Genomic DNA, 26,466 nt, shown 5'->3' with positions numbered 1-26,466 from the left:
CACAGGGCGCCCGCTCAGCGGCGGGATTCAGCGGAGAAAGGGTGGGCCCCGGGCCTCAAAGGCCAGCGGTGCGGCCTGCGGCCAGGCCAGCCCGGTGGCCAGCGCCAGCCCGACGGCAAACACCACCGGCGGCAAGGCCCAGGCGGCGGCGCCCAGACCATGGCCGAGGGCCAGCTGGTCGAGCAGCCGGCACAGGCCGTCGTCGGCCGCGTGGCTCCCCAGCGTGGCCAGCCCGGTCACCGGCGCGGCGGTGGCCGCGGCGGAGGACGCATGCAGCCCCGGCGCGTGCGCCACCCGGTGGATCTGGCCCAGCGTCTGCCACAGCAAAGGCGCCAGCGCCAGCACGAGCAGCCAGCCACCGGCCAGCCGCCGCAGACTGCGGGGGCCGGCCAGCGGGCGGGCTGGAACGCGTGGAACGGAGGTCATGCCGATGGAAAAAACCGAAGCGGTGAAGTGTGGATTGTCGGCCGGTCAGCCCTTGAAGCGGTCGGCAAAGGTCTTGCGGAACTTGGCCACCTTGGGGCCGGCCACCGCCATGCAATAGCCCTGGTGGGGGTTGCGCTCGAAGAAGTCCTGGTGGTAGTCCTCGGCCGGGGTGTAGCTTTGCAGCGCCTCCACCTCGGTGACGATGGGCTGGCCGTACACGCCCGAGGCCTGCAGCGCGGCCACGAAGGCCTGCGCCTCGGCCAGTTGTTCCGGCGTGGTGGTGTAGATGCCGCTGCGGTACTGGGTGCCAACGTCGTTGCCCTGGCGGTTGAGCGTGGTGGGGTCGTGGATCAGGAAAAATATTTCCAGGATCTCGCTCAACGAGATGTCGGCCGGGTCGTAGTCCAGCTTGACCACCTCGTTGTGGCCGGTGGTGCCAGAGCACACCTGCTCGTAGGTAGGGTTTCGGGTGTGGCCGTTGGCGTAGCCCGATTCCACGTCGGACACGCCGCGCACCTTGACGAACACCGCCTCGGTGCACCAGAAACAGCCGCCGCCCAGGATCACGGTGTGGGTTGTCATGCAGTTGACCTCGCAAAAAGACAAGCCTGATTAAACTCCAAAGGCTTTTTCCCTTCACGACACCCGAGGAATCCGAATGAAAGCCAAGTTCAACTGGGAAGACCCGTTTTTGCTCGCCGACCAGCTCAGCGACGACGAACGGGCGGTGGTGGACGCGGCCCACACCTTCTGCCAGGACAAGCTGCAAACCCGGGTGCTGATGGCCGCCCGCCACGAAAGCTTTGACCGCGCCATCATGACCGAGGCCGGCGCCATGGGCTTTTTGGGCTCCACCATTGAGGGCCATGGCTGCGCCGGCATGAGCTACGTGGCCTACGGCCTGATTGCCCGCGAGGTGGAGCGGGTGGACAGCGGCTACCGCAGCGCCATCAGCGTGCAAAGCTCGCTGGTGATGCACCCGATCAACGCCTACGGCAGCGAAGCCCAAAAGCAGAAATACCTGCCCAAGCTGGCCACCGGCGAATGGGTGGGCTGCTTCGGCCTGACCGAACCCAACCACGGCTCCGACCCTGCCAGCATGCTGACCCGGGCCAAGCCGGTGGACGGTGGCTACCAGCTCAAGGGTTCCAAGATGTGGATCACCAACAGCCCGATTGCCGATGTGTTTGTGGTTTGGGCCAAACTGGCCGACCCCGACGGCAAGGTGGGCGGCCAGGAATGCATCCGCGGCTTTGTGCTGGAAAAAGGCATGAAGGGACTGAGCGCCCCCAAGATCGATGGCAAGATGAGCTTGCGCGCCAGCATCACCGGCGAGATCGTGATGGACGACGTGTTTGTGCCCGAGGCCAACCTGCTGCCCAACGTGGCGGGCCTCAAAGGCCCATTCGGCTGCCTCAACAAGGCCCGCTACGGCATTGCCTGGGGCGCCTTGGGCGCGGCCGAAGACTGCTGGCACCGCGCCCGCCAGTACACGCTGGACCGCGTTCAGTTTGGCCGGCCGCTGGCGCAAAACCAGCTGATCCAGAAAAAACTGGCCGACATGCAGACCGAAATCGCCATGGGATTGCAGGGCTGCTTGCGCGTGGGCCGGCTGATGGACGAGGGCCGCGACCAGCCCGAGATGGTGAGCCTGATCAAACGCAACAGCTGCGGCAAGGCGCTGGACATTGCCCGCATGGCGCGCGACATGCATGGCGGCAACGGCATCCACGACGAATACCACGTGATCCGCCACATGATCAACCTGGAAACCGTCAACACCTACGAAGGCACACACGACGTGCACGCGCTGATTCTGGGCCGGGCGCAAACGGGGCTGCAGGCGTTTTACTGAACGCCTCAACGCCGCGCTAAGTGTCCAAACCCACCCGGTGGAAGGTGGCGAAACAGGATTCCAGACGCTGGTCGGCGCACAGCAGAAAACGCTGACCGTCGTCCAGCAGCCGCGCAAAGTGCACCATCACCTTGCCCACAGCGGCCACACCGCCGCCGCAGTCGGGCCGGCCGTTGCCGCGCTCCACCCGGTCCACCCAGCGGTAATAACCCTGGGGCGACGGCAGGGCCGACAGCTCGAACACCGCGTCGTTGCGCTCCTCGCCCGACAGCGAGCTGCGGGTGCCGTCACCGCGCAGCGTGTGCTCCTCCACACAAGAGGCCACCGGCAGCGCCACCCGCCAGGCGCCCAGCAGCGGGTGGCTGGGTGGCACGGGGGCGGCGCGCAGGTCTTGCGCCAGGGCCGGCCAGGCCAGCAGCCAGGCAACCAGCGCCATCCCGGTGGAGAGTTTGCGCAGGGTGCGGGGCATGGTGAAAACCGTTCAGACCGCGCCCGCCAGCGCCAGGCCCAGCAGCAGCCACATCGCAATCAACACCCCGTTGCTGGCGCCAAAGGCGGCAAAGCGGTGCATCACATGGTTGTAGGTCAGGTGTACCAGGCTGTGCACCACCCGCAAGGCCACATAGGCCCAGGCCAGCGCCACCAGCGTGGGCGAGGCCAGGCCGGTGACGTGGGCCAGCACACAGGCCAGGTAGAACAGCACTGGGAGTTCCAGCAAATTCATGTAGTTGCGGTTGGGCAGGCGCACATGGTCGGGCACCCGAGGCGACTCTCCCATGGCGTATTCACGCGGATGCACCAAGCCCTGCCTACCGGCCATCACCCGCCGCGCCGCCACCATCACCAGCACACAGCCGGTCCAGGCGGCCAGCGCGAACACGGGCCAGAGGATGGCGAATTTGGAGGTCATGGGCTTGGGTCAGATCAAGGTGTAGCGAGATCCAATATTGCCACCGGCCCCGGGTGCTGGCGAGTGCGGAGGTGACAAAGGCGAGCGATGCTGTCGGATGTTGGTGGTGAACCAGCGGAGCCGACACAGCGTTGGCGAGGGATTTGCGGTTGAATCCGCCACCGAAAGTGGCAGCTGGGCGGCTCGCCCCTACAACGACAGCTTCGCAGCGTTAGCTGCCACTCGAACCCGAACCATTGACTCACCGTTCGAAGTGCTAAGCGGTCAAAGAGAAAAACGTGGCGGCGCGCCAGTTGCGTGTTCCTTGTCCTAGCGAGCCTAGGTCGCCCAGGCTGTTCGCCAAGCGATTGAGCATGCCGACGACAAGGCTGGGCCTGCCAAGACAACCCCGACAACGGCCCCGGAGTTCTGTTCTGGACGATGCTGCTGCGCCGCCCGGCAAGCCATTGCCATTGACATGAATCAAGGCGCGCCGGTGAAAACTCCCGGATGCTGCAATTGATCGACCATTAGGAGAAAACCATGCGCCTGCAAGTCTTTGCGTCCACCCTCGTCGCCCTGACGGCGTCCAGTTTTGCCCTGGCCCAGGCCACCAAGGCCGATCAAGACCATTCGGCCCACCATCCGCCGGGCGGTCCGCCCGCAGCAGCAGCCCCTGCGCAGAAGAAGCCAACCACGCCCGACGCGTTCGACAAGCAGATGAAGACCATGCAGGACATGCACCAGCTCATGCAATCGGCCAAGACACCGGCCGAGCGTGCATCCCTGATGGATGAACACATGAAGCTCATGCAGTCGGGCATGTCCATGATGGGCCAGATGCAGGGCATGGGCGGAACCAACAGCCAGGGCGGAATGGGGATGATGCCGCCACAGAAGGCGGCGTCCGGCGCTGCCCCGGGTGCGTCTGGCATGCAGGGCATGGGCGGCATGATGGGAATGCATCAGCAAATGGAGCGGCGCATGACCATGATGGAGCAGATGATGCAAATGATGGTGGACCGCGAGGCGGCTATGCCCAGAAAATAGCGCCAGAGGCATCCATGGATCACTTGCCAGACGGTCCGCAACTGTCCTTCTGGAGTCACCTGCTGGCCTTACCTTGTTGGTGGCAGCAGTGGTGTGTGGCGTCTACCTGTGAAAGCAGTCGCAGGATTTCTACGGTTGACCGGCTGCAGCCAGCCTGTTTCGGCCATTCACTGCCGGTAGAGCAGATGGAATTCCTTGCTCCAGGCGGCCCTACCCAGGCACCTTAACCCGGCCCCTCCCAACTCTCCCTGCTCTGGCGCCCGGGCATGCGTCGCCCCGGCTTGACGCCCCTCTCTGCGCCACGTACATTACTAACCAGTCAGTCAGTAATTACATGTCACCCGATTCCTCCGATTCCCCCGAACCCACCGCCAAGCGCGAGCGGCGCAAGCAGGCCCGCCCGGGCGAGCTGCTGGAGGCGGCGCTGGACTTGTTTGTGGAAAAGGGCTTTGCGGCCACCCGGTCCGAGGAGGTGGCGGCGCGGGCCGGGGTGTCCAAGGGCACGCTGTTTCTGTACTTCCCCAGCAAGGAAGAGCTGTTCAAGGCGGTGGTGATGGACAGCATTGCCAAGCGCTTTGTCGAGTGGAACGCCGAGTTCGACGCCTCGCAGGCCCCCACCGCCGAGCTGCTGCGCTACGCCATGACCTCGTGGTGGGAGCGGGTGGGTGCCACCAAGGCCTCGGGCATCACCAAGCTGATGATGAGCGAGGCGCGCAACTTTCCCGAGCTGGCGCAGTTCTACCAGCGCGAGGTGATGCAGCCCGGCCGCGAGCTGATTCGCCGCATCCTGCAGCGTGGCATTGACCGCGGCGAGTTCCGCCCGATGGACCTCGACTACGCGGTGTTCAGCGTGGTGGCGCCGATGATTTTTCTGATCATGTGGAAACACTCCATGGGCCCCTGCGCGACCGACGTGCAGATGGACCCGCACGACTACATTGCCAGCCAGATCGACATCATCTTGCATGGCCTGCTGCGGGGCGACGGCCCCGCCCCAACGAAAGACAAGGCATGAAGCGCTGGCTCTCCTGGATTCTGGTGGCCCTGGTGGTGCTGGCCTTGGCCGCCGGTGTGTGGCGGGCGCTGTCTGTGCGCAAGGCCCAGCAGGCCGCACTGGCCGAGAGCGTGGCGGCGCGCAGCCAGACGGTGGTGGCGCTGGCGGCAGACGATCTGGTGCGGGCCAGCCCGCGCACGCTGGCGTTGGGCGTGCCGATTTCCGGCGCGCTGCGGGCGGTGAATTCGGCGCTGGTCAAGGCCAGGGTGGCGGGCGAGGTGCAGGGCCTGACGCTGCGCGAGGGCGACACGGTGCGCGCCGGCCAGGTGGTGGCCCGCATTGAGCCCGACGAGTTCCAGGCCCGGGCCCGCCAGGCCCGCGAGCAGGCCGACGCGGCCAAGGCCCAGGTGGACATTGCCCAGCGCCAGTTCAACAACAACAAGGCGCTGGTGGACCAAGGTTTCATTTCGGCCACCGCGCTCGACACCTCGCAGGCCAACCTGGCAGCGGCCCAGTCCAGCTTCAAGGCCGCGCTGGCCGGGGCCGACGTGGCGCAAAAATCGGTGAACGACACGGTGCTGCGGGCCCCGCTCAGCGGCCAGGTGTCGCAGCGGCTGGCCCAGCCCGGCGAGCGGGTGGGCGTGGACGCCAAGGTGCTGGAAATCGTGGACCTCGGCCGGCTGGAGTTGGAAGCCACGCTCAGCGTGGGCGACGCGCTCGACGTGCGGGTGGGCCAGAAAGCCCGTTTGCAGCTCGAAGGCGATGGCGCGGCCACCCGGACCGTGGCCGCCACCGTGAGCCGCATCAACCCCAGCGTGCAGGCCGGCAGCCGCAGCGTGCTGGTGTACCTGGCGCTGGACGCCACCCCCGGCCTGCGCCAGGGCCAGTTTGCGCAAGGCACGCTGGCCACCGGCCAGGCCCAGGGCCTGGCCGTGCCGCTGAGCGCGGTGCGCACCGACAAGCCCATGCCTTATGTGCAGCTGGTGCGCGACGGCAAGGTGGTGCACCAGCCCGTCACGCCCGGTGCGCGCGGCGACGACGGGGCCGACCCGCTGGTGCTGGTGAGTGGCCTGCCCGAGGGTGCGCTGGTGGTGCGCGGCGGTGTGGGTGCCTTGCGCGAGGGCACGGTGGTGACCTTGCCGCCCGCGTCCGCTGCCCCACCGGCTTCTGCTCCTGCTGCACCGGCCCTGCCCGCCTCCGCACCGGCCTCGGCCCGCTGAGCCATGTGGTTCACCCAGGTCAGTCTGAAGAACCCGGTCTTTGCGACCATGGTGATGCTTGCCCTGGTGGTGCTGGGGCTGTTTTCCTACCAGCGGCTGCAGGTCGACCAGTTCCCCAACATCGACTTCCCGGTGGTGGTGGTCACCACCGAATACCCCGGCGCCTCGCCCGAGATCGTCGAGACCGAGGTCACCAAAAAGGTGGAAGAGGCTGTCAACTCCATTGCCGGCATCAACGCGCTGACCTCGCGCAGCTACGAGAACCAGTCGGTGGTGATCATCGAGTTCCAGCTGTCGGTGGACGGCCGCAAGGCCGCCGACGATGTGCGCGAAAAAATCGCCGCGGTGCGGCCCAGCTTCCGCACCGAGGTCAAAGAGCCGCGGGTGCTGCGCTTCGATCCGTCCAGCCGGGCCATCTGGTCGGTGGCGGTGTTGCCGGCCGGCAAGGACAAGCAGGCCGACATGTCCCCGGTCGAATTGACGAACTGGGCCGATCAGGTGCTCAAAAAACGGCTGGAAAACGTGCGCGGCGTGGGCTCGGTCACGCTGGTGGGCGGCACCAAACGCGAGATCAACATCTACCTGAACCCGCAGGCCATGGAGGCGCTGGGCGTCACCGCCGAGCAGGTGGCCAACGCGGTGCGCGGCGAAAACCAGGACCTGCCGGTGGGCGCCATCCGCTCGCTGGAACAAGAGCGCACGGTGCAGGTGCAGGCCCGCATGCAGCGGCCGGAAGACTTCAACCGCATCATCGTGGCCCGCAAGGGCGGGCCGATCCGCCTTGACCAGGTGGCCCGGGTGGCCGATGGCGCGCAGGAGATCGACAGCCTGGCGCTGTACAACGGCGGCCGCACGCTGGTGCTGCAGGTGCAGAAATCGCAGGACGACAACACCATCGCGGTGACCGACGGCCTGAAAAAAGCCATTGCCGACATGGCGGCCGAGCTGCCGCCCGGCGTGCGGCTGGAACCCATCAGCGACGGTTCACGGCCCATCCGCGTGGCGGTGGACAACGTGCGCCGCACGCTGGTTGAGGGCGCGCTGCTCACCGTGCTGATTGTATTTTTGTTCCTCAACTCCTGGCGCTCCACCGTCATCACCGGGCTGACGCTGCCGATCGCCATCATCGGCACCTTTTTGTTCATGTACGCCTTTGGCTTCACGGTGAACATGATCACGCTGATGGCGCTTTCGCTGTGTGTGGGTCTGCTGATCGACGACGCGATTGTGGTGCGCGAGAACATCGTGCGCCATGTGCAAATGGGCAAGTCGCCCTACCAGGCCTCTCTGGACGGCACGCAGGAAATCGGCCTGGCGGTGCTGGCCACCACGCTGTCCATCGTGGCGGTGTTTCTGCCCATCGGCTTCATGGGCGGCATCATCGGTAAGTTCTTCCACGAGTTCGGTGTGACCATCGTCGCGGCGGTGCTGATCTCGATGTTTGTCAGCTTCACGCTGGACCCCATGCTCAGCAGCGTCTGGCACGACCCCAGCATCCACGCCCCGGGCGAGCATGGCGCGCCGGTCACCTTCTACGACAAGACCATTGGCCGCGTCACCGGCTGGTTTGACCGCAGCACCGACCAGCTGGCCGATGGCTACCAGCGCCTGCTGCGCTGGGCCCTGGGGCACCGGCTGGCCACGCTGGGGTTGGCCGTTGCGGTGTTTGTCACCAGCGTGTTGATGGTGCCGCTGCTGGGCACCGAGTTCGTGCCCAAAGCCGATTTCTCCGAGACCTCGCTGACCTTTTACACCCCGGTGGGCTCGGCCATCGAGGTCACCGAGGCAAGGGCCAAGCAGGTGGACGCGATCCTGCGCGAGCTGCCTGAGGTCAGCTACACGCTGGCCACCATCAACACCGGCAACGCGCAAGGGAAGATTTACGCCAGCGTCTACATCCGGCTGGTGAACCGGGCCGACCGAAGCCGCAGCGTGGACCAGATGTCGGCCGTGCTGCGCGAGCGGCTGCGCCAGGTGCCCGGCATCACCGTCACCCATGTGGGCCTGCTGGACGCGGTGGGCGGGCAAAAACAGATCGAGTTCTCGCTGCAAGGCCCCGACCTCAAAGAGCTGGAGCGCTTGACCCGGCTGGTGGGCGAAAAAATCCGCGACATCCCCGGCCTGGTGGACCTGGACAGCAGCGTCAAGCCCGACAAGCCCACCCTCAACGTGACGGTGCGGCGTGACGCCGCTTCTGATCTGGGCCTGGGCGTGGCGCAGATTGGCAGCGCCTTGCGCACCCTGGTGGCCGGGCAGACGGTGGGCAACTGGCGCGCCCCCGACGACCAGACCTACGATGTGAATGTGCGGCTGGCGCCCGAGGCCCGCAACGCGCCGCAAGACCTGGAGCGCCTGCCCTTTGCGCTGACCGGCGCCGACGGCAGCACCCGCGTGGTGCGGCTCAACCAGGTGGCCAGCGTGGCGGCCGCCACCGGCCCCAACCAGATCAACCGGCGCGACCTGAACCGCGAGGTGGCGGTCAACGCCAACACCGGCAACCGCTCGGCCGGCGAGATTTCCAACGACATCCGCGCCGCGCTCGACAGCATTGTTTTCCCGCCCGGCTACCGCTACCAGTTCGGCGGCTCGACCAAGAATTTGCAGGAGTCGTTTGGCTATGCCATCTCGGCACTGGTGCTGGCCGTGGTCTTCATCTACATGATTCTGGCCAGCCAGTTCAAGAGCTTTCTGCAACCGCTGGCGCTGATGACGGCGCTGCCGCTGACGCTCATTGGCGTGGTGCTGGCGCTGCTGATGTTCGGCTCCACGCTGTCGATGTTCTCGGTGATCGGCGTGGTGATGCTGATGGGCCTGGTGACCAAGAACGCCATTTTGCTGGTGGACTTTGCCATCCGCGCCCGCCAGGGTGAGGGCACCGACGACGGCCAGCCGCTGAGCCGCGAAAACGCGCTGCTGCTGGCGGCCCGGGTGCGGCTGCGGCCCATTTTGATGACCACGCTGGCCATGGTGTTCGGCATGGTGCCGCTGGCCTTTGCGCTGACCGAAGGCTCGGAGCAGCGCGCGCCCATGGGCCAGGCGGTGATTGGCGGCGTCATCACCTCCTCGCTGCTGACGCTGGTGGTGGTGCCGGTGGTGTACTGCTACCTGGACGACTTTGCCGCCTGGTGCGGGCGCGTGTGGCGCGGCCAGCCCACCCCAGCGCCTAAAATTGAGGGTTGACCCTGAGTCCCCCACCTCTTCCCCCTGGAGAACCGCATGACCACCCCGATGAACATCGAACAAGCCCGTTTCAACATGATCGAGCAGCAAATCCGGCCCTGGGAGGTGCTTGACGCCGCCGTGCTGCAGCTGCTGGCGGTGGTCAAGCGCGAAGACTTCTGCCCGCCCGCCCACCGCGCGCTGGCTTTCGTGGACATGGAAATCCCGCTGGGTTCGCCGGCCGTGGCCGGTGAGGCCATGCTGGCGCCCAAGGTCGAGGCCCGGTTGCTGCAAGACCTGGCGGTGCAAAAACACGAGCGGGTGCTGGAAATCGGCGCCGGCTCCGGCCACATGGCCGCCTTGCTGGCCCACCGCGCCCAACAGGTCGTCACGCTGGAAATCAACCCCGCGCTGGCCCGTCTGGCCGAAGACAACCTGCGCCGCGCCGGCGTGACCAATGTGCAGGTGCTGGTGGCCGACGGCGCTGGCACGCTGCCGGTGAACGGCGAGTTTGATGTGATCGTGCTCAGCGGCTCGGTGGCCGAGGTGCCCTCGTCGCTGCTGGCCCGCCTCAAGGTTGGTGGCCGGCTGGCCGCCATCGTCGGCCAGGAGCCGGTGATGCGCGCCACCCTGGTCACCCGCAGCAGCGACGCCGCCTTCCACAGCGTCCAGCCCTGGGACACGGTGGCCCCGCGGCTGCTGAACTTCCCCGAGCCGTCCAAATTCAGCTTCTGAAACCACCCTGCCGTGAGCGCCCCAATGATTGACCATGTCCGCCCCGCCCAGCTGGCCGATTGGCTGCAAGCCGTCCAGGCCCAGGGCGCCCCTGTCGTGCTGGACGTGCGCGAACCCTGGGAACTGCAAACCGCCAGCGTCACGCCCGCGGGCTTTGAGCTGGTGGCCATTCCCATGGGCGTGCTGACGCAGCGCCTGGCCGAGCTGGACCCGAACCGCCCGGTGGCCTGTTTGTGCCACCACGGCGCGCGCAGCCTGCGGGTGGCCGCCTACCTGGACCAGAGCGGCTTTGCCCAGGTGGCCAACATTTCCGGCGGCATCGACGCCTGGACCCGCGAGCTCGACCCGCGGATTCCGCTGTACTGAGCGCCGCCCTCCCTGCCCCGCCCCCGAAGGACCTCCATGACACTGCTCCGGCTTCTTCCCTTGTCGCTGGCCCTGGCCAGCGCGCTGGCGGCCCCCGCCCAGGCGCAAAGCCTGCAAGCCCTGTACGAGGCCGCCCGCGCGTCGGACGCCAGCTACCAGTCGGCACGGGCACAGTTCGAGGCCAACCAGTTCAAGGCCGAGCAGGCCAAGGCCAATGTGCTGCCCAATGCCGGGCTGGCCTCCACCTACACCCGGGCCGGCCAGGAGGTTCAGCTAAGCACCGGCCAGAGTTCAGACCGCAACTTCAACGCCCGCAGCACCACCCTGAGCGCGGCGCAGCCGCTGTACCGGCCGGCCAACCTGGCCAGCTACCGCCAGGGCCAGCAACTGCTGCTGGCCAGCCAGGCCCAGTTGCAGGCAGCCGAGCAAGACCTGCTGGTGCGGCTGAGCCAGGCCTACTTTGACGTGCTGGCCGCGCAGGACACCTTGGTGTTTGTGCAGGCCCAGAAAACCGCCACCGCCGAGCAACTGGCCTTTGCCAAACGCAATTTCGAGGTCGGCACCTCCACCATCACCGACACCCGCGAGGCCCAGGCCCGGTTTGACCTGGTCACGGCCCAGGAAATCGCCGCCGACAACGACCTGCGCGTCAAACGCATCGCCCTCGACACCCTGACCGGTCTGGTCAATGCCGCGCCGCGCCCGCTGGCCCAGCCGCTGGCCTTGCCGGCGGTGGCGCCCGACGACGTGAACGCCTGGGTGGCGCAGGCCGAGGCCGGCCACCCGGCCATCGTGCAGGCGCAAACCGCGCTCGACGTGGCCCAGCTGGAAACCGCCAAGGCCGAAGCCGGTCACAAGCCGACCTTGGACCTGACCGCCAGCTACAACCGCTCCGACAACCCCACCAGCTCCAGCGGCCTCAGCAGCCCCACGGCGGCGGTGGGCACCCGGGTCAACACCAGCGCGGTGGGCCTGAGCTTCAACCTGCCGCTGTTTGCCGGCTTTGCCACGCAGAACCGCATCCGCGAAACCCTGTCGCTGGAAACCAAGGCCAGGGCCGACCTGGAGGCCGCCCGCCGCGCGGTGGGGCTGGGCACGCGCACGGCCTTCTTCGGGGTGGTGTCGGGTTTAGGCCAGGTGAAGGCGCTGGAAGCCGCCGAGGCCTCCAGCCAGAGCGCGCTGGACGCCAACAAGCTGGGCTACCAGGTGGGTGTGCGCATCAACATCGACGTGCTCAACGCCCAGAGCCAGCTGTTCCAGACCAAACGCGACCTGGCCAAGGCCCGTTACGACGTGCTGGTGGGTGGCCTCAAGTTGCGCCAGGCCAATGGCAGCCTGAAAGCCGAGGACCTGTTGCCCATCAACGCCCTGCTGCAAGCATCGACGACGCCGTAGACCGGCCGCCGGGGAAGGCCAGCCGCAGAATGGTCCAGGTGGTGGTGCCGTACTGGCGCCACAGCGGCGCGCTGTTGTAGGGCAGGCCGTACTGCCGCGCAATCGCCTGCACCTTGGGCGCCAGTTCGGGGTAGCGGTTGCTGGGCAGGTCGGGGAACAAATGGTGTTCCACCTGGTGGCTCAGGTTGCCTGACATCAGGTGCAGCAGCGGGCCGCCGCTGATGTTGCAGCTGCCCAGCAGCTGGCGGATGTACCAGCCGCCCCGGGTTTCGTTGGCCACATCGGCCTCGGTGAAATGGTGCACACCGGCCGGGAAATGGCCGCAGAAAATGATCAGGTTGGACCACACGTTGCGCACGCCATTGGCCAGCAGATTGGCCAGTGCGGTGGCACCGAAGGCCCAGGCCAGCGCTGCCCAGGGCGCGACACCGGCCGCGGCCAGCGGCAGCACCAGCAGCGCGGAGAGCGCCGGCCACACCACGTAGTCTTTGCGCAGCTGGCGCCAGGCCTTGACGCCGATTTCGCGCAGCATGGGCAGGGTTTCAGCAACAGACTTGCGGCCGTCCAGCAGCTTCTCGGGCTCCACGTCGTGCAGGGCCACGCCCCACTGGAAGTAGAACTGCAGCAGCACGTTCACCAGCGGCTGCAGCAGGTACTTGGGCCGCCAGGGTTGCTCGGGCGTGACACGCAGCACGCCGTAGCCCACGTCGGGGTCTTTGCCCAGCACATTGGTCCAGGTGTGGTGGACCACGTTGTGCGAATGCTTCCACTGGCTGGACGGGCAGACGTTGTCCCACTCCCAGTTGCTGGAATGGATGTGCGGGTCGTGCATCCAGTCCCACTGGGCGTGCATCACGTTGTGGCCGATCTCCATGTTTTCCAGGATCTTGCCCAGCGACAGCAACACGCCGCCCAGGCCGGCCATGGACACCGCCCACCACAGGCTCTCGACCAGGCCGAGATGAGGCAACAGCGGCAGCGCCGCGATGATGGCCAGCCGGCCGAACAGGTTGAAGCCGCGCTGCAGGCGGATCACGCCCAGGATGTAGGCGCGGTCGGCCGCGCCGCGCGAGGCGATGGTGGTGTCGCGCAATTCGTCGAGCGCGCGGCCAAAGGCCTCCACGTCGGCGGGGCTCAAATGGTTGGGCAGAGACATGGTGTTTTCCTCAAAAGGGGAACAGGGTCAGAGGTCCAGCGTGGCGTCGCCGGCGGCGGCGCAGACGCAGGGCTGGACCCGTTGACCGGGGGTGTTGTAGACGGTGTTGTTGCGCAGGTCGCGCACGCAGCCCGACAGCAGCACCGCGTCGCAGCCATGGCAGATGCCCATGCGGCAACCATGCGGTGGCTGCAGGCCGGCGCCTTCGGCCACCAGCAGCAAGGGGGTGGTGCCGTCGGCGGTGGTGTTCACGCCGCTGCGCTGGAACACGATGGCGCCGCCATGGGCCGTGGCCGGCGGGGTGGCCAGCTGGGCGTGGAAGCGCTCAATGTTCAGTTGCTCGCTCAGGCCGGTGTCGGCCCAGTGGGCGTCAAGCCGGGCCAGCAAGGCCTCGGGGCCGCAGGCATAGGCCTGGCGCTCGGCCCAGTCGGGACACAGACGGGCCAGCTGGGCGGCGCTGAAATGCCGCTCGCCGGGCGCGACCCCACCCTGCCGGGTGTAGATGCGGTGCAGGCGGTAGCCGGGGTGGCGGGCCTGCAGGGTGCTGAGGTCGTCGCCGAAGATCACGTCGCTGGCCTCGGTGGCGTAGTGCAAATGCACCACGTCCCACAGCTGGCTGCGGGCGGCCAGCCGGCGCAGCATGGCCATCAGCGGCGTGATGCCGCTGCCGCCGCTGACCAGCAGCATTTGCCGCGGCACCGGCCGGGGCAGCATGAAGTCGCCATGCGGCGGGCTCAGCGTCAGCACGTCGCCGACCTGGGTGTGGCGCACCAGGTGCTCGGACACGCCGCCCTTGCCCATGGCCTTGACGGTGATCCGGATGTGGCGGCCGCGGGTGGGCGCCGAGCTGATGGAGTAGGTGCGGGTGCACAGCACGCCGTTGATGGCCAGGCTCACCTGCACATGCTGGCCGGCCCGGTGGCGGTGCCAGCCCCGGCCCAGCCGCAGCACCAGGGTGCGGGTGTCGGCGGTTTCCATGCGCGCCCGCTCGACCCGGGCCTGGACCCGGTCGCCCGACCACAGCGGGTTGATCAGGGCCAGGAAATGGCCGGGGGCCAGCGGCCAGGTGAAGGCGTCGGCCCAGCCGGTGCGGGCGGGGGTCAAAGCGGGCGGGGAGACGGCATTCATGGCGGGCAGACGTTGGGTAATTGGTTTCAGGCGGCGGCCAGGGCCGGCGCGCGCGCCGGTGCCGAGGCCACCCAGTTGCCACCGTGGGCGGCGGCCTGGGCGGCGGGCGAGCGGGCCAAATAAGCCAGGGCCTGCTCGGTGGAACCCTCGTGGCCGGGCGAGTAGCCCGGGGCGAAGAAACGCAGCGCCGACTTCACCGTGCCCCACAGCGAGGGCAAGCAGCCGCGCTGGGCCCCTTGCGACCAGGTGCGGAACAGGCCCAGCGGCTTGCCGGCATCGGGGTCGTGGCGGTACATGTAGCGGGCGCCCAGCGAGGTGGTGACCAGCAGCAGCGGAATCACGCAGGCCATGTGGAAGCAACGGCCCAGGTAGCCGCCGCCCAGGTGGCGGTAGATGTCGTAGGCCACGCTGCGGTGCTCCACCTCTTCGGCACCATGCCAGCGCAGCAGGTCCAGCATCGCCGGGTCGGTGCCGGCCTGGTCGAGCGCCGGGGCGTTCAGCACCCAGTTGCCCAGGTAGCCGAAGAAATGCTCCAGCGCCGCGATGATGCCCAGCTGCTGGCGCAGCCAGAAGCGGCTCTGGCCGCCCCAGGGCAGGCCCCAGGGCCGGTCGCCCAGCAGCTTGGCCAGCGACCAGTCCAGCACCCGGGTGAAGGGCTTGGTGTCGATGCCGTGGCGCTGGTAGTAGTGGGCCAGCACGCCGCCGTGCGAGCGGGAGTGCAAGGCCTCCTGGCGCAGAAAACCTTCGGCGTCGTCGCGCAGCTTCACGTCGGTGATGTGGGGCAGCACCTTGTTGTAGACCCGGCAAAACCACAGCTCGCCGGCCGGGAACATCAGGTTCAGCGTGTTCATCACATGGGTGCTGGCCGGGTCACCGGGCACCCACTGGATCGGGGTGTGGCTGAAATCGAAGCGCACATGGCGCGGCAGGATGCGGTAGTGGTCATGCAGCGGCGCGACGGCGGGCTGTGGCGTGGTGGTGGGGGCAAGGTCGGTCATGACAAGGTCCTCGGGCAAGGTCGTTGGAATGAAGGGGGTTCAGAGCATCTTGACGCGTGCGATGCGGCGCGACAGCCAGGGCATGAAACGCGAGGTGAAGCGGGCGCCATGGGCCTCCATGCCCACGGTCACCAGCGGCAGGTTTTTGTGCAGCGCGCGCAGCATGGCCTGGGCCACGGTTTCGGGCTGCAGGCCACGCATCTTGTAGAGCTTGGTGGCCTTGGCGCGGCGCTTGGCCTGCTCGTCGGCGCTGACACCCACATGCTCGGTGGCGGCCATGATGCCGGTCTCGGCAAAGCCCGGGCAAACGGTGCTGACGCCGATGCGGTGCTCGGCCAGCTCGCCGCGCAGGCTTTCGCTCAGCATCAGCACCGCGGCCTTGGTGGTCGTGTAGCCCACCATGCTGCGCGAGGGCGAAAACGCCGCCGCCGATGCGGTGTTGAGCATGTGGCCGCCGCGGCCGTTGGCCACCATTTGCTGGCCGAAGAAACGCGCGCCGTAAATCACGCTCCACAGGTTGATGCCGATCACGCGCTGCCAGGACGGGATGTCGGTGTCCAGCATGCCACCGGCCATGCCGATGCCGGCGTTGTTGACCACGATGTCGGCGCCGCCCCAGTCGCGCTGCACGTGGTCGGCCAGGGCCTGCATCTGCTCAGCGCTGCTCACGTCGACCCGCGCAGCGGCGGCGTCCACACCGATCAGCCGGGCCAGCGTGGCGGTGCGTTCGGCGGTTTCGGCGTTGATGTCGACCGACACGATGTGGGCGCCTTGCTGGGCAAAAGCCAGCGCGGCGCAGCGGCCGATGCCGCTGCCGGCACCGGTGACTACCGCCACTTTGCCCGACAACGGCAGGCGCTTGGCACTCAGCCGGGTGCGGCGCAGGTGGCCGGGCGCGGCGGCGCCGTCGGGGCGCTGGCCGTCGGCGTTCAGGCCGCCTTCGGTGAAATTCACGAACTCGCGCACCATCTGCGCCATCACCGACGGCTGCTTCAGCGGAAACCAGTGGCCGGCCTGCACCTCGCGGCGCCAGTGCTGCGGCACCCAGCGGCCGATGTCGTCCGACAGGCGCGGGCTGACGTAGCGGTCAAACAGCGGCACCAGCGTCTGCACCGGCGCGTGGGCCACGCGGGCCTGCGGCCGGCGGCGCAAGAAGTTGGCACGGTACAGCGCCACGCCCTGGACGCCGTCGCGGGTCTGGTGCGGTCGCGGCTCGGTCACCACCGCCTCGGTGCGGCGCAGCAGCCAGGGCCACAGCGGGCCCAGGCCAAGGCGCCACAGCAGGCCGGGCAACACCGGCAGGTGGAAAAAGGCGATGTACCAGGATTTGAGCATCTGCGCGAAGAACTGCGCGAGGTTGGCTGGCGTGGGCCGCGCGACGCGGTCGCGCAGCCAGTGCGCCACATGGTCCAGGCAGGGGCCGGAACAGGAGGTGTAGGACGCGATGCGGCCTTTGAGGCGGGCGTCACTGACAGACTCCCAGCTCTGGATCGAGCCCCAGTCGTGCGCGACCAGGTGCACCGGCGCGTTGGGGCTGACCCGGTTGATCACGGTCTCGAAGTCCTGCGACAGGCGCGTCATCCGGTAGGCCGCCGTGCCCTTGGGCGCGCTGGACTCGCCGGCGCCACGCACGTCGTAGGCCACCACAAAGAAGTTCTGCGCCAGGTCGGCCGCCACCGCGTGCCAAACCTCGCTGGAATCGGGGTAGCCGTGCACCAGCACCACGGTGGGCCGGCCCGGGCCGGCCTTCTGGCCCCAGGTCTTGACGGCCAGGCGCACGCCGTCGCTGGTGGTGACGGTGAAGCGGGCATCGGGCAGCAGGGTGGTGCGTGCCGGGGCCGTGGCCACCCGGGGGGCCACCTTGGCAGCGGGGGCGCGGAAATCAGCGGTGGTGGTGCTCATGGCTCAGGCCGCCAGCAGCTGGGGTTGGCGGTCGGCCTGGCGCTGGGCCCAGCGGCGCACGTGCGGCAGGTCGTCGTCCAGCCAGAAGGCGTCGGTGTCGGTGATGACCAGCAGCTCCTCGAATTTGGCGCCGACGCCGTGGAAGCCCAGGTGGGGCTCGACCGCCCACAGGCCGGGCGTGGGGGCGTGGTCGGATTTGTCGGAGGTGTTCCACAGCGGCGACCAGCCTTCTTTCTTGCCGGCGCGCGACTGGGCGATCAGGTTCAGCGTGCTGTTCAGGCCGAAGCGGGCCACGCTGCGCGGCGTGGCCGGGTTGTCAAGCTTGGCGACGCGGTGGGCCAGCACCTTGAAGGGGTAGGCCTTGTGGCGCGGCTCCACGCCCTGGCGCACACACAGCGCGTCCACCGCACGGGCCACCTCGGCCAGCGTGTGGCGGCGCTGGACCAGGTCGACGATCAGCGCGCGGTGGGCCATCAGGTCGTCCTGCAACTGGTCCAGCGTGGGGTTGTGGCCGATCACGCCGGCGTAACCTACGTCGGCCAGCGCGCCGTTCATGACCGGGGCCACGTCCAGAATGAAGGGCATGTTTTCCTCCAGCCGGCGGCTGCTGGGGAAGAAGTTCAGGCTGAAGCCGGCCATGTGGCTCAGGCCGGAGAAGCCCTGGAAGGCGGTGCGGTCACCAAACCAGGCAAAGGGCTTGTGCAGCCAGTCGTTGACGCCGTGGGCGCGCAGCCAGTCCAGCATGCGGGCGGCGGCATCTTTCTCGGTCATGCCGGGGCGCAGCTCGGCCGCCACCGACTCGACGCAGCGGTAGGCCAGTTGCTGCACGGCCCGGAACTGGGCCAGCTCGTCGGTGCCGATGTGGCGAACCACGCTGGTGTTGATCATGAAAGCCCCCTGGTTGTGGGCCAGATTGATGAAACAATCTGACTGTGACATTGATTGATGTCAAGATTGTGCCTCCAGGCTTTCAAGAAACTTACAGGGTTTTCCACTAGTGACTTCAGCAACCACACTCACCCCCATGGGCCAGAAAGCCCCGGCTGGCCCCATAATTCAGCCGTTATGGCGCTTTGCCACGCCGCACCCTGCCATGTCCCCGCCCCCAGACACACCCAACACCGACGGCCGCGTCCAGCTTGAATCGATGGAATACACCATCGACGAGCTGGCGCGTGCGGCCGACACCACGGTGCGCAATGTGCGTGCCTACCAGGACCGTGGCCTGATCGACCCGCCCGAGCGGCGTGGCAGGGTCGGCATTTACACCCAGGCCCATTTGGGCCGGCTGAAACTGATCAACCACCTGCTGAGCCGGGGTTACACGCTGGCCAATGTGCAGGAGCTGCTGCTGGCGCTGGTGGACGGCCAGGAGTTGCACGCCATCCTGGGGCTGGAAAAAGCCATCAACAGCCCCTGGAGCACCGAGAAGCCGCAGCACTACTCGTATTTGTCGCTAGTGCGCATGTTCGGCACCGCCATCAGCCTGGGCGCTTTGAGCAAGGCGGTGTCGCTGGGCCTGCTGGAGGCCGACGGCCTGGGCTACAACTGCCGCTCACCGCAGCTGCTGGAGGCCGGTGCGGCCTTTGCCAAGGCCGGTTTCCCTCTGGAAGACGTGCTGCAGGTGGTGGACATGGCGCGGCCGCTGCTGCAACAGGTGTCGGACCGGGTGGTGGGGCTGGCGGTGGGTGAACTCGACCGTTATGGCGACGGCAACCTGCCGCCGGCCGAAGACATGCCGCGCTTGGTGGAGACCATCTGGCACATCCGGCCGCTGGCCATGGTGATGATAGAGAGCGAGATGCGCCGCGCGCTGGAACGCTCGGCCAACAAATACCTCGGCGACCGGGTGGCCGCCATCATGGAACACCGGGCCGAGGCGCCCCAGCCCTTCCCGGTGACGGTGGCGCTGCCGCCGGTGGCCGAACCCGCGGCCCCACCCGACACACCGGCCTCACCGGCCGAGCCCACGCCGCCGGTCTGAGCGCCCTCAGCGCGGCGCCTGGCCCAGGGCCAGCAGCGCCTGCGCGGTGCGCTCGGCCGCCCCCCGGTGGGCCCGACTGAAGGCGAGCGCGGCCGCGGCCATCGTGCCCTGCGCCTGGGCCGATCCACCCAAAGCCACTGCGCGGGCGACTGCCGCCGGCAGATTGACCAACCGCTCGGCCGCGCCGGCCGCGATGGCCTGCTCCGCCGCCTCGGCAAAGTTGAAGGTGTGGGGCCCCATTAGCACCGGGCAGCCACAGGCCGCGGCCTCGATCAGGTTCTGCCCCCCCAGGGGTGCGAAGCTGCCGCCCAGCAAAGCCACATCGGCCAGGCCGTAGTACAGCGCCATCTCGCCCAGCGAGTCGCCCAGCCAGACCTGGGCCGGCTCGGGTGCATCGCCCCAGGTAGAGCGGCGCGACAGACTCAACCCCGCCCCCTGCACCAACGCCGCCACCGCATCGAAGCGCTGGGGGTGGCGCGGCACCAGCAGCCACTGCACCGCCGAGGCGCTGGCCGCCAAGGACGGCAAGGCCTGCAGCCACAGCGCTTCTTCGCCCTCACGCGAGCTGGCAAACAACACCACCGGCTTGCCGGCAGCATTCCGCCAGGCCCTGCCCTGGGCGATCTGGCCGGCATCGGGCGCGGCGTCGAACTTCAGGTTGCCCAGCACGCCACGCACCGGCGCGTCCAACGCATGCAGCCGCTGCGCATCGGCCTCGGTCTGCGCGTAGACCGCAGCCAGCGCCCGGTAGGCCGGCCGGGCCAGCCAGGCCAGGCGCTGGGCCTGGCGCTGTGATTTGGCGCTGAGCCGGGCATTGACCAGCGCCACCGGCACCCCCAGGGCCTGGGCCTCGGCCACCAGGTTGGGCCACAGCTCGGTTTCCATCAGCACGCCCAGGCAGGGCTGGAAATGGTGCAGAAAACGCCGCACCGCGCCCAGGCTGTCCCAGGGCTGCCAGACCTGCACATCGCCCGGCAACAGCAGCTTGGCGCCCTCGGCCCGGCCGGTGGCCGTGCCATGGGTCAGCAGCAGGCGCAGGCCGGGCTGCTGGCGGCGCAGCTCGGCCACCAGGATGGCGGCGGCCCGGGTCTCGCCCAGCGACACCGCATGCACCCAGACCCAGCCGCTGGAGGGGGACTGGCTGTAATGGCCAAAGCGCTCGGGAACGGCCTCCAGATAGCCCGGCTCGGCCACGCCACGGCGCGCCAGTTTGCGCCGCAGCAACGGCTGGCCCAGCGCCATCAACAGGCTGTACAGCGCACGCACCACGCGGCTCATGGGGTGCGCGCCGCCCACACCGCCTGCCAGGCCGCCCACACCGCGTCCACCGTGGGGGCCGGCTGGCCGAACACGCTGCGCTGGCGGGCCAAACCCACCGGCCCAGTGCGCCAGGCGGTGTCGAAGTTGTAGAGCTGCACATGGGGCAGATCGAGCGCCACCGCGATGTGGCTCAGGCCGCTGTCCACCCCCACCACACCGGCGCAACCAGCCAGCGCGTCGGTCAAAGCGTCCAGCGCCAGCCGGGGCCAGACCTGGGCGTGGGCCATGGCGTTGGCCATGGCCTCGCTGCGGCGCTGTTCCATGTCGCTGCCATGGGGCAGCACCACGTCAAAGCCGGCCTGGTCCAGCCGCTGGGCCAGCGCCAGCCAGTGGGCGGTGGGCCATTCCTTGTCGGCCCGCGAGGTGCCGTGCACCAGGGCCACACAGGGCCTGCCCTGCGCCACCGGCGGGGCCGAGGGGAACAAGCCGTAACGCTCGCCGGCCGGCAAGGCGTAGCCCAGCGCCTGGGCACAGAGCTCACGCGAACGTTGCACCGCGTGCACATGGAAGGTCATGGGCAGGGCCACGTCGGCCACCCAGCGGGTCGGGGCCTCGTAGCCCGAGCCCTCGGTCTGGTTGGCCATGGCGTAACGCTTGCCGCCCGGCGCCAAACGGGCCAGCCTGGCCACCAGCGCCGACTTGGTCAGGCCCTGCAGGTCGAGCACCGCGTCGTAGGCCTCGTGCTGCAGCTCGGCCTTGAAGGCAGAAAACGCGGCGCGGGTGGCGGCGGCGAACGGCGCCTTGCGCCAGCGCCGCAGCTCGCAGGGAATGGCCCGCCGCACACCCTGGCAGCGTTGCACCAGCGGCGCAAAGCCACGCTCCACCACCCAGTCGATCTGCGCGCCGGGCAGCGCGTGCAGCATGTCTTGCACCGCTGGCATCGCATGGACCACGTCGCCCAGCGACGAGAGCTTGACCACCAAAATTTTCACGGCGAAGCCCGCGTCGCTCAATGCGCAGCGTCGCTGAACGCCGCGTCGGGTTTGACCTGTCGCAGCAGCGCCAGCATGGTGGCCTGGATCCGGGCCAGGGCCTCGGGCGTGTGGCCCTCGAAACGCAGCACCAGCACCGGTGTGGTGTTGGACGCGCGGATCAGGCCGAAGCCGTCGGCCCAGTCGATGCGCAGGCCGTCGATGGTGTTGACCTGGCCGTCGGCCACGGTGCCGCCGGCGGCCAGCGCCTGCAGCGCGGCGCTCAGCCGGTGCGGTTCGCCTTCGGCACAGGCCACGTTGAGTTCGGGGGTGGAAAAGCTGGTGGGCAGGGCGTCGAGCACGGCGCCGGCGTCGGCCGAGCGGCTGAGGATTTCCAACAGCCGTGCGCCGGCGTAGGTGCCGTCGTCAAAGCCGAACCAGCGTTCCTTGAAGAAGATGTGGCCGCTCATCTCGCCGCCCAGCGGCGAGTCGACCTCTTTCATCCGTGCCTTGATCAGCGAGTGGCCGGTCTTGTACATCTCGGCCTGGCCGCCGGCCGCCACGATGGCCGGTGCCAGGCGCTGCGAACACTTGACGTCGAACAACACCGTGCCGCCGGGCACACGGCTCAGCACGTCCTGGGCGAACAACATCATCTGGCGGTCGGGGTAGATGTTGTTGCCACCCTTGGTGACGATGCCCAGCCGGTCGCCGTCGCCGTCAAAGGCCAGGCCCAGCTCGGCGTCGCCGGCGGCCAGCGCGGCCACCAGGTCGCGCAGGTTGTCGGGCTTGCTGGGGTCGGGGTGGTGGTTGGGGAAAGACCCGTCGACCTCGCTGAACAGCTCGGTGACCTCGCAGCCCAGCGCGCGGAACAGCGCCGGTGCCGAGGCCCCGGCCACGCCGTTGCCCGAATCGACCACGATCTTCATCGGCCGGGCGAGGCGGATGTCACCAACGATGCGCTCGGCGTAGGCCGGCCCCACGTCCACGCGGCGCACCGTACCACCGGGGGCCAGCGTCCAGGACTCGGCTTCGATGGTCTGGCGCAGGCGCTGGATCTCGTCGCCATAGATCGCGCGGCCGGCCAGCACCATCTTGAAGCCGTTGTGGTCGCGGGGGTTGTGGCTGCCGGTGACCTGGATGCCGCTGCGGCACAAGGTATGGGCGGCAAAGTACAGCATGGGCGTGGTGACCATGCCGACGTCGATCACCTCGACGCCGCTGGCCACGAGGCCGCGCACCAGGGCCGCGCTGAGTGCCGGGCCGCTCAGGCGGCCGTCGCGCCCCACGGCCACCGTGGTTTCGCCCTCGGCGCGGGCAGCGCTGCCAAAGGCCTGGCCCAACGCGTGGGCGAAGGCCTCGTCCAGGGTGGTGGGCACGATGCCGCGGATGTCGTAGGCTTTGAAAATGGAGGGCGTGACGCGCATGGGAAGCCAGTGGAAATGTGCGCCGATTGTAGGTGGCGGCACTGGGCTGACCATGTCCGAAAATGGCGAGTGATGGCGGCTGGCCGCCGTATCATGAAGCCATGCTTTCGCCCGCCCTGCCCACCCCGGACGACGCCTGCTACCTGGCGCTGAAGACCCGCGACGCGCGTTTCGACGGCCGCTTTTTCACCGGCGTCACCTCCACCGGCATCTACTGCCGGCCGGTCTGCGGCGTCAAGACCCCGCGGCGCGACAACTGCCGCTTTTTTACCCACGCGGCGCAAGCCGAAAGCGCTGGCTTTCGGCCCTGTCTGCGCTGCCGGCCCGAGCTGGCGCCGCAGGCGGTGGTCTGGTCCAGCCAGGACGCCAGCGCCATCCTGGCCCAGCAGGCGGCGCGGCTGCTGGACGAGCCCGACGCTTGGGGGCATGAAGCCCCGTCGGTGCAGGCGCTGGCGCGACGGCTGGGCGTCAGCGACCGCCATGTGCGGCGCATCTTCGAGGCCCAGTTCGGTGTGTCGCCGCTGCAGTATTTGCAGACCCGCCGGCTGCTCACCGCCAAGCAGCTGCTGACCGACACCACGCTGCCGGTCAGCCAGGTGGCGCTGGCCAGCGGCTTTGCCAGCCTGCGCCGCTTCAACGCCGCCTTTGCCGCGCATTACCGCCTGCAGCCCACGGCACTGCGCAAGGCCGGCGCGGCGCCACGCAGCCACCCGTTGGCGGGCAGCGGCCTGGTGCTGAAACTGGCCTACCGCCCGCCCTACGACAGCGCGGCCATGCTGGGCTTTCTGGGCCAGCGTGGGCTGACCGGGGTGGAGCAGGTCGATGGCTTTGGCTACCGCCGCACGCTGCGGCTGGTGAGCGGCGGGCGCGAACACCGCGGCTGGTTCGCCGCCCAGTTCACCGGTGGGCAGTTGGCGCTGCAAGTCAGCGACGGCCTGCACGACGCGCTGCCGGCGGTGGTGCGGCGGGTGCGGGCGCTGTTCGACCTGGACGCCGATCTGGACGCCATCAATGCGGTGCTGCACGCCCCCTTTCCCGGCGGCGATGGCCTGCGGGTGCCAGGCGCGGCCTGTGGCTTCGAGCTGGCGGTGCGGGCGGTGCTGGGCCAGCAGGTAACGGTGGCGGCCGGCCGCACGCTGACCCAGCGGCTGGTGACTCGCTTTGGCGAGCCCCTTGCCACACCCTTCGACGGGCTGGACCGGCTGTTCCCCAGCGCCGCCACGCTGGCGGCGCTGGACGCCGGTGGCAGCGACGCCCTGGGCCAGCTGGGCATCGTGCGCCAGCGCCAGGCTGCCATCGTGGCGCTGGCCCGGGCCGTGGCCGACGGCACGCTGGCCCTGCACGGCGGCGCCGACGTGCCGGCCACCACCGCCGCCCTGCGCGCCCTGCCCGGCATCGGCGACTGGACGGCGCAGTACATCGCGATGCGGGCCCTGCGCTGGCCCGACGCCTTTCCCGCCGGCGACGTGGCCTTGCACAAAGCCCTGGACGTGGCCGGCGCGCGCGAGGCCGAACGGGCCTCCATGGCCTGGACCCCCTGGCGCAGCTACGCCTTGCTGCGGGCCTGGGCCGGCACCCACGTTGCCGCACAGCCTGCACCCTCCTCCACCGCAACATCGCCAGCGCCAACGCCGGCCAAAGGCAGCCCGCCATGAAATTCAGCCCCACCCTGGAAACCACCACCGTCGCCAGCCCGCTGGGCCCCATCCGGCTCGCCGCCAGCCCACGTGGCCTGGCCGGCCTGTGGTTCGACGGCCAGCGCCACCAGCCCGACGCCAGCGCCTGGCATGAGGCACCCGCCCACCCGCTGCTGCGGCGCACCGCGCTGCTGCTGCAGGCCTACTTTGCAGGCCGCGCCAGCGCCTTGCCGGCCGACCTGCCGCTGGACCTGACCGGTGGCACGGCCTTCCAGCAGGCGGTGTGGCAGGCGCTGCTGCACATCCCGCACGGCGGCACCACGAGCTACGGCGGCATCGCGGCCGACCTGGGCCGGCCCGCCGCGGTGCGGGCGGTGGGCGCGGCGGTGGGCCGCAACCCCGTCAGCATCCTGGTGCCCTGCCACCGCGTGCTGGGCCGCGACGGCAGCCTAACCGGCTACGCCGGTGGCATGGAACGCAAGACCGCGCTGCTGCAACTCGAAGGGGTGCTGTGAGGGCGGCGGTGTGAGCACCCGCGCGGCCGCCGGCCGCGGCTGGGTGGCCGAGTTCGTGCTGCTGGCCGCGCTGTGGGGTGCGTCGTTTCTGTTCATGCGCATCGGCACCCTGCAGTTCGGCGCCTGGCCCACGGCCGCGGCGCGGGTGACAGTGGCGACGCTGTTCCTGCTGCCGCTGCTGGCCTGGCGGCGCCAGCTGGGGGCGCTGCGGCCCCACTGGAAAGCGCTGGCGGTGGTGGGCCTGCTGAATTCCGGCATTCCCTTTCTCTGCTACGGCTTTGCGCTGCAGTCCATAAGCACCGGGCTGTCGTCCATCCTCAACGCCACGGTGCCGCTGTTCGGCGCGCTGGTGGCCTGGCTGTGGCTGGGCGACCGGCCCCAGCCCTTGCGGGTGCTGGGCCTGGTGATCGGTTTTGTGGGGGTGGCGCTGCTGGCCTGGCACAAGACCGGCCTGCAGGCCGGCGCACCGGCCGCGCCCGCGCTGTGGGCGGTGGCCGCCTGCCTGCTGGCCACGCTCAGCTACGGCATTGCCGCCAGCTTCACCCGGCGCCACCTGGACGGTGTACCGCCGCTGGTGACGGCCACCGGCAGCCTGCTGGGCGCGGCCCTCATGCTGGCCCTGCCGGCCTGGTGGGCCTGGCCCGCCAGCGCACCGGACACCACGGCCTGGCTGGCGCTGCTGGCGGTGGGGGTGTTGTGCACCGGGCTGGCCTACCTGCTGTTTTTCCGGCTGATCGACAGCGCCGGGCCGGCCAGGGCATTGACCGTGACCTATGTGATCCCGGTGTTTGCGTTGACCTACGGTGTGGGGTTGCTGGGCGAGACGGTGTCGGCGGCCATGGTGGGGTGCGGCGCCGTCATCGTCTTCGGCACGGCGCTGGCCGCCGGGGCGTTGCAGCGCGCCGACCCCAACCGGCGGATGCGTTAAGGTCGGACAACAACGATCCTTCACCATGCCCACCCACCACCCCCTGCCTTTGCGCCGCGCCTGTGCGGCCGCCGCCACCTTGGCGGTGCTGCTGTTGCTGGACTTCGCCTGGCTGGGCCACCTGGCCACGCCGATTTACACCCAGGCCATTGGCCACCTGCTGGCCACGCCGCCCCGGCTGGACGCGGCCGCGGCCTTTTACCTGGTGTACGCGGCCGGGCTGTGGGTGTTTGCGCTGCGGCCCCATGCCGCCAACCCGGCCTGGCGGCCCAGCCTGCAGGCGGCGGGCCTGTTCGGCCTGTTTGCCTATGCCACCTACGACCTGACCAACCTGGCCACGCTGAAGGGCTGGCCGCTGTGGCTGTCGCTGATGGACATGGCCTGGGGGGTGCTGGCCAGCGTGGTGGCGGTGGCAGCGGGCAAATGGGTGTTGCGGCGCGGGCCCATCGTCGGGTGAGCCCCGGCGCGGGC

The 26,466-nt window shown here is 69.0% G+C and carries 25 protein-coding genes; 13 read left to right on the top strand and 12 right to left on the bottom strand.

Annotation, left to right across the window (positions count from 1 at the left end; all coding sequences use genetic code 11):
- Positions 1-27 precede the first annotated feature (27 nt).
- Positions 28-426, bottom strand: coding sequence for a hypothetical protein (locus AC4BAR_RS02495; protein WP_490626232.1), 399 nt, complete (start codon positions 424-426; stop codon positions 28-30).
- Between the two features lie 45 nt (positions 427-471).
- Entirely contained in the window at positions 472-1,008 is a 537-nt protein-coding gene (msrA, locus tag AC4BAR_RS02490; protein WP_490626231.1) for a peptide-methionine (S)-S-oxide reductase MsrA, read from the bottom strand.
- Between the two features lie 76 nt (positions 1,009-1,084).
- Here msrA and AC4BAR_RS02485 point away from each other — a divergent pair, with 76 nt between their 5' ends.
- Positions 1,085-2,281 (top strand): acyl-CoA dehydrogenase, encoded by a 1,197-nt coding sequence (locus AC4BAR_RS02485; RefSeq protein ID WP_490626230.1) that lies wholly within the window; start codon positions 1,085-1,087, stop codon positions 2,279-2,281.
- A gap of 16 nt (positions 2,282-2,297) precedes the next feature.
- Here AC4BAR_RS02485 and AC4BAR_RS02480 read toward each other — a convergent pair whose 3' ends face one another.
- Complete coding sequence (locus AC4BAR_RS02480; protein WP_490626229.1) at positions 2,298-2,750, bottom strand: hypothetical protein; 453 nt, start codon at positions 2,748-2,750, stop codon at positions 2,298-2,300.
- A 12-nt stretch (positions 2,751-2,762) separates the two neighbouring features.
- Positions 2,763-3,191, bottom strand: coding sequence for an MAPEG family protein (locus AC4BAR_RS02475; protein WP_490626228.1), 429 nt, complete (start codon positions 3,189-3,191; stop codon positions 2,763-2,765).
- A gap of 522 nt (positions 3,192-3,713) precedes the next feature.
- Here AC4BAR_RS02475 and AC4BAR_RS02470 point away from each other — a divergent pair.
- The 7 genes from AC4BAR_RS02470 to AC4BAR_RS02440 all read left to right on the top strand — a co-directional run bounded on the left by AC4BAR_RS02470 (position 3,714) and on the right by AC4BAR_RS02440 (position 12,089).
- Positions 3,714-4,220, top strand: a complete 507-nt coding sequence (locus AC4BAR_RS02470) for a hypothetical protein (RefSeq protein ID WP_490626227.1) — start codon at positions 3,714-3,716, stop codon at positions 4,218-4,220.
- A gap of 334 nt (positions 4,221-4,554) precedes the next feature.
- Complete coding sequence (locus AC4BAR_RS02465) at positions 4,555-5,235, top strand: TetR/AcrR family transcriptional regulator (RefSeq protein WP_490626226.1); 681 nt, start codon at positions 4,555-4,557, stop codon at positions 5,233-5,235.
- Positions 5,232-6,434, top strand: a complete 1,203-nt coding sequence (locus AC4BAR_RS02460; protein ID WP_490626225.1) for an efflux RND transporter periplasmic adaptor subunit — start codon at positions 5,232-5,234, stop codon at positions 6,432-6,434. The genes AC4BAR_RS02465 and AC4BAR_RS02460 overlap by 4 nt, the downstream gene beginning before the upstream one ends.
- Before the next feature lie 3 nt (positions 6,435-6,437).
- Positions 6,438-9,614, top strand: coding sequence for an efflux RND transporter permease subunit (locus AC4BAR_RS02455; protein ID WP_490626224.1), 3,177 nt, complete (start codon positions 6,438-6,440; stop codon positions 9,612-9,614).
- Between the two features lie 36 nt (positions 9,615-9,650).
- Positions 9,651-10,328 (top strand): protein-L-isoaspartate O-methyltransferase family protein, encoded by a 678-nt coding sequence (locus AC4BAR_RS02450; protein WP_490626223.1) that lies wholly within the window; start codon positions 9,651-9,653, stop codon positions 10,326-10,328.
- A gap of 24 nt (positions 10,329-10,352) precedes the next feature.
- Complete coding sequence (locus AC4BAR_RS02445) at positions 10,353-10,694, top strand: rhodanese-like domain-containing protein (RefSeq protein WP_490626222.1); 342 nt, start codon at positions 10,353-10,355, stop codon at positions 10,692-10,694.
- A gap of 36 nt (positions 10,695-10,730) precedes the next feature.
- Positions 10,731-12,089, top strand: coding sequence for a TolC family outer membrane protein (locus tag AC4BAR_RS02440; RefSeq protein WP_490626221.1), 1,359 nt, complete (start codon positions 10,731-10,733; stop codon positions 12,087-12,089).
- On the opposite strand, the gene AC4BAR_RS02435 is transcribed toward AC4BAR_RS02440, so the two are convergent.
- Genes AC4BAR_RS02435 through AC4BAR_RS02415 form a run of 5 tightly spaced genes read right to left on the bottom strand, consistent with a single transcriptional unit; the run spans position 12,055 to position 18,161 of the window.
- Positions 12,055-13,245, bottom strand: coding sequence for a fatty acid desaturase family protein (locus tag AC4BAR_RS02435; RefSeq protein ID WP_490626220.1), 1,191 nt, complete (start codon positions 13,243-13,245; stop codon positions 12,055-12,057). The genes AC4BAR_RS02440 and AC4BAR_RS02435 overlap by 35 nt on opposite strands.
- A 27-nt stretch (positions 13,246-13,272) precedes the next feature.
- Entirely contained in the window at positions 13,273-14,373 is a 1,101-nt protein-coding gene (locus AC4BAR_RS02430) for a ferredoxin reductase (protein ID WP_490626219.1), read from the bottom strand.
- A gap of 26 nt (positions 14,374-14,399) precedes the next feature.
- Complete coding sequence (locus AC4BAR_RS02425; RefSeq protein WP_490626218.1) at positions 14,400-15,371, bottom strand: metal-dependent hydrolase; 972 nt, start codon at positions 15,369-15,371, stop codon at positions 14,400-14,402.
- 39 nt (positions 15,372-15,410) lie between these two features.
- Positions 15,411-17,273 (bottom strand): SDR family oxidoreductase, encoded by a 1,863-nt coding sequence (locus AC4BAR_RS02420; RefSeq protein WP_490626217.1) that lies wholly within the window; start codon positions 17,271-17,273, stop codon positions 15,411-15,413.
- A gap of 3 nt (positions 17,274-17,276) precedes the next feature.
- The gene (locus AC4BAR_RS02415) at positions 17,277-18,161 is read right to left on the bottom strand and encodes a M24 family metallopeptidase (protein ID WP_490626216.1); all 885 of its coding nucleotides are present in this window, start codon (positions 18,159-18,161) and stop codon (positions 17,277-17,279) included.
- Positions 18,162-18,366: 205 nt separating this feature from the next.
- On the opposite strand from AC4BAR_RS02415, the gene AC4BAR_RS02410 reads away from it, so the two are divergent.
- Positions 18,367-19,257, top strand: coding sequence for a MerR family transcriptional regulator (locus AC4BAR_RS02410; RefSeq protein ID WP_490626215.1), 891 nt, complete (start codon positions 18,367-18,369; stop codon positions 19,255-19,257).
- A gap of 6 nt (positions 19,258-19,263) precedes the next feature.
- Here the strand turns inward: AC4BAR_RS02410 and AC4BAR_RS02405 are convergent, their stop codons facing one another.
- Genes AC4BAR_RS02405 through AC4BAR_RS02395 form a run of 3 tightly spaced genes read right to left on the bottom strand, consistent with a single transcriptional unit; the run spans position 19,264 to position 22,915 of the window.
- Positions 19,264-20,535 carry a 3-deoxy-D-manno-octulosonic acid transferase gene (locus tag AC4BAR_RS02405; protein ID WP_490626214.1) on the bottom strand — a complete coding sequence of 424 codons (1,272 nt, stop codon included), beginning with the start codon at positions 20,533-20,535 and terminating at the stop codon, positions 19,264-19,266.
- Positions 20,532-21,509 (bottom strand): lipopolysaccharide heptosyltransferase I, encoded by a 978-nt coding sequence (gene waaC, locus AC4BAR_RS02400; protein WP_490626213.1) that lies wholly within the window; start codon positions 21,507-21,509, stop codon positions 20,532-20,534. Before waaC ends, AC4BAR_RS02405 begins: the two co-directional genes overlap by 4 nt.
- 17 nt (positions 21,510-21,526) lie before the next feature.
- Positions 21,527-22,915, bottom strand: a complete 1,389-nt coding sequence (locus AC4BAR_RS02395; protein ID WP_490626212.1) for a phosphomannomutase/phosphoglucomutase — start codon at positions 22,913-22,915, stop codon at positions 21,527-21,529.
- A gap of 101 nt (positions 22,916-23,016) precedes the next feature.
- Between AC4BAR_RS02395 and AC4BAR_RS02390 the strand changes: the two genes are divergently transcribed.
- From AC4BAR_RS02390 to AC4BAR_RS02375, 4 genes are read left to right on the top strand one after another with little or no spacing between them, the layout of a single operon-like run.
- A complete protein-coding gene (locus AC4BAR_RS02390; RefSeq protein WP_490626211.1) occupies positions 23,017-24,570 on the top strand; it encodes a DNA-3-methyladenine glycosylase 2 family protein in 1,554 nt (517 codons plus the stop codon).
- The gene (locus tag AC4BAR_RS02385) at positions 24,567-25,067 is read left to right on the top strand and encodes a methylated-DNA--[protein]-cysteine S-methyltransferase (protein WP_490626210.1); all 501 of its coding nucleotides are present in this window, start codon (positions 24,567-24,569) and stop codon (positions 25,065-25,067) included. Before AC4BAR_RS02390 ends, AC4BAR_RS02385 begins: the two co-directional genes overlap by 4 nt.
- 10 nt (positions 25,068-25,077) lie before the next feature.
- Positions 25,078-25,995: a DMT family transporter gene (locus AC4BAR_RS02380; RefSeq protein ID WP_490626209.1), complete on the top strand. Its 918-nt coding sequence runs from the start codon at positions 25,078-25,080 to the stop codon at positions 25,993-25,995.
- Positions 25,996-26,020: 25 nt separating this feature from the next.
- Positions 26,021-26,452, top strand: coding sequence for a DUF2177 family protein (locus AC4BAR_RS02375; RefSeq protein WP_490626208.1), 432 nt, complete (start codon positions 26,021-26,023; stop codon positions 26,450-26,452).
- Positions 26,453-26,466 lie beyond the last annotated feature (14 nt).

The sequence above is a fragment of the Rhodoferax sp. SPJ4 genome (assembly GCF_058216275.1).
Note: the sequence above shows the minus strand (reverse complement) of the source record. Positions and strands in the feature narration are given on the sequence as shown.

Bases quoted from the DNA above. Each gene is read 5' to 3' on its own strand.
- AC4BAR_RS02495 (WP_490626232.1), bottom strand. From the start codon at position 426: ATGACCTCCGTTCCACGCGTTCCAGCCCGCCCGCTGGCCGGCCCCCGC.
- msrA (WP_490626231.1), bottom strand. From the start codon at position 1,008: ATGACAACCCACACCGTGATCCTGGGCGGCGGCTGTTTCTGGTGCACC.
- AC4BAR_RS02485 (WP_490626230.1), top strand. From the start codon at position 1,085: ATGAAAGCCAAGTTCAACTGGGAAGACCCGTTTTTGCTCGCCGACCAG.
- AC4BAR_RS02480 (WP_490626229.1), bottom strand. From the start codon at position 2,750: ATGCCCCGCACCCTGCGCAAACTCTCCACCGGGATGGCGCTGGTTGCC.
- AC4BAR_RS02475 (WP_490626228.1), bottom strand. From the start codon at position 3,191: ATGACCTCCAAATTCGCCATCCTCTGGCCCGTGTTCGCGCTGGCCGCC.
- AC4BAR_RS02470 (WP_490626227.1), top strand. From the start codon at position 3,714: ATGCGCCTGCAAGTCTTTGCGTCCACCCTCGTCGCCCTGACGGCGTCC.
- AC4BAR_RS02465 (WP_490626226.1), top strand. From the start codon at position 4,555: ATGTCACCCGATTCCTCCGATTCCCCCGAACCCACCGCCAAGCGCGAG.
- AC4BAR_RS02460 (WP_490626225.1), top strand. From the start codon at position 5,232: ATGAAGCGCTGGCTCTCCTGGATTCTGGTGGCCCTGGTGGTGCTGGCC.
- AC4BAR_RS02455 (WP_490626224.1), top strand. From the start codon at position 6,438: ATGTGGTTCACCCAGGTCAGTCTGAAGAACCCGGTCTTTGCGACCATG.
- AC4BAR_RS02450 (WP_490626223.1), top strand. From the start codon at position 9,651: ATGACCACCCCGATGAACATCGAACAAGCCCGTTTCAACATGATCGAG.
- AC4BAR_RS02445 (WP_490626222.1), top strand. From the start codon at position 10,353: ATGATTGACCATGTCCGCCCCGCCCAGCTGGCCGATTGGCTGCAAGCC.
- AC4BAR_RS02440 (WP_490626221.1), top strand. From the start codon at position 10,731: ATGACACTGCTCCGGCTTCTTCCCTTGTCGCTGGCCCTGGCCAGCGCG.
- AC4BAR_RS02435 (WP_490626220.1), bottom strand. From the start codon at position 13,245: ATGTCTCTGCCCAACCATTTGAGCCCCGCCGACGTGGAGGCCTTTGGC.
- AC4BAR_RS02430 (WP_490626219.1), bottom strand. From the start codon at position 14,373: ATGAATGCCGTCTCCCCGCCCGCTTTGACCCCCGCCCGCACCGGCTGG.
- AC4BAR_RS02425 (WP_490626218.1), bottom strand. From the start codon at position 15,371: ATGACCGACCTTGCCCCCACCACCACGCCACAGCCCGCCGTCGCGCCG.
- AC4BAR_RS02420 (WP_490626217.1), bottom strand. From the start codon at position 17,273: ATGAGCACCACCACCGCTGATTTCCGCGCCCCCGCTGCCAAGGTGGCC.
- AC4BAR_RS02415 (WP_490626216.1), bottom strand. From the start codon at position 18,161: ATGATCAACACCAGCGTGGTTCGCCACATCGGCACCGACGAGCTGGCC.
- AC4BAR_RS02410 (WP_490626215.1), top strand. From the start codon at position 18,367: ATGTCCCCGCCCCCAGACACACCCAACACCGACGGCCGCGTCCAGCTT.
- AC4BAR_RS02405 (WP_490626214.1), bottom strand. From the start codon at position 20,535: ATGAGCCGCGTGGTGCGTGCGCTGTACAGCCTGTTGATGGCGCTGGGC.
- AC4BAR_RS02395 (WP_490626212.1), bottom strand. From the start codon at position 22,915: ATGCGCGTCACGCCCTCCATTTTCAAAGCCTACGACATCCGCGGCATC.
- AC4BAR_RS02390 (WP_490626211.1), top strand. From the start codon at position 23,017: ATGCTTTCGCCCGCCCTGCCCACCCCGGACGACGCCTGCTACCTGGCG.
- AC4BAR_RS02385 (WP_490626210.1), top strand. From the start codon at position 24,567: ATGAAATTCAGCCCCACCCTGGAAACCACCACCGTCGCCAGCCCGCTG.
- AC4BAR_RS02375 (WP_490626208.1), top strand. From the start codon at position 26,021: ATGCCCACCCACCACCCCCTGCCTTTGCGCCGCGCCTGTGCGGCCGCC.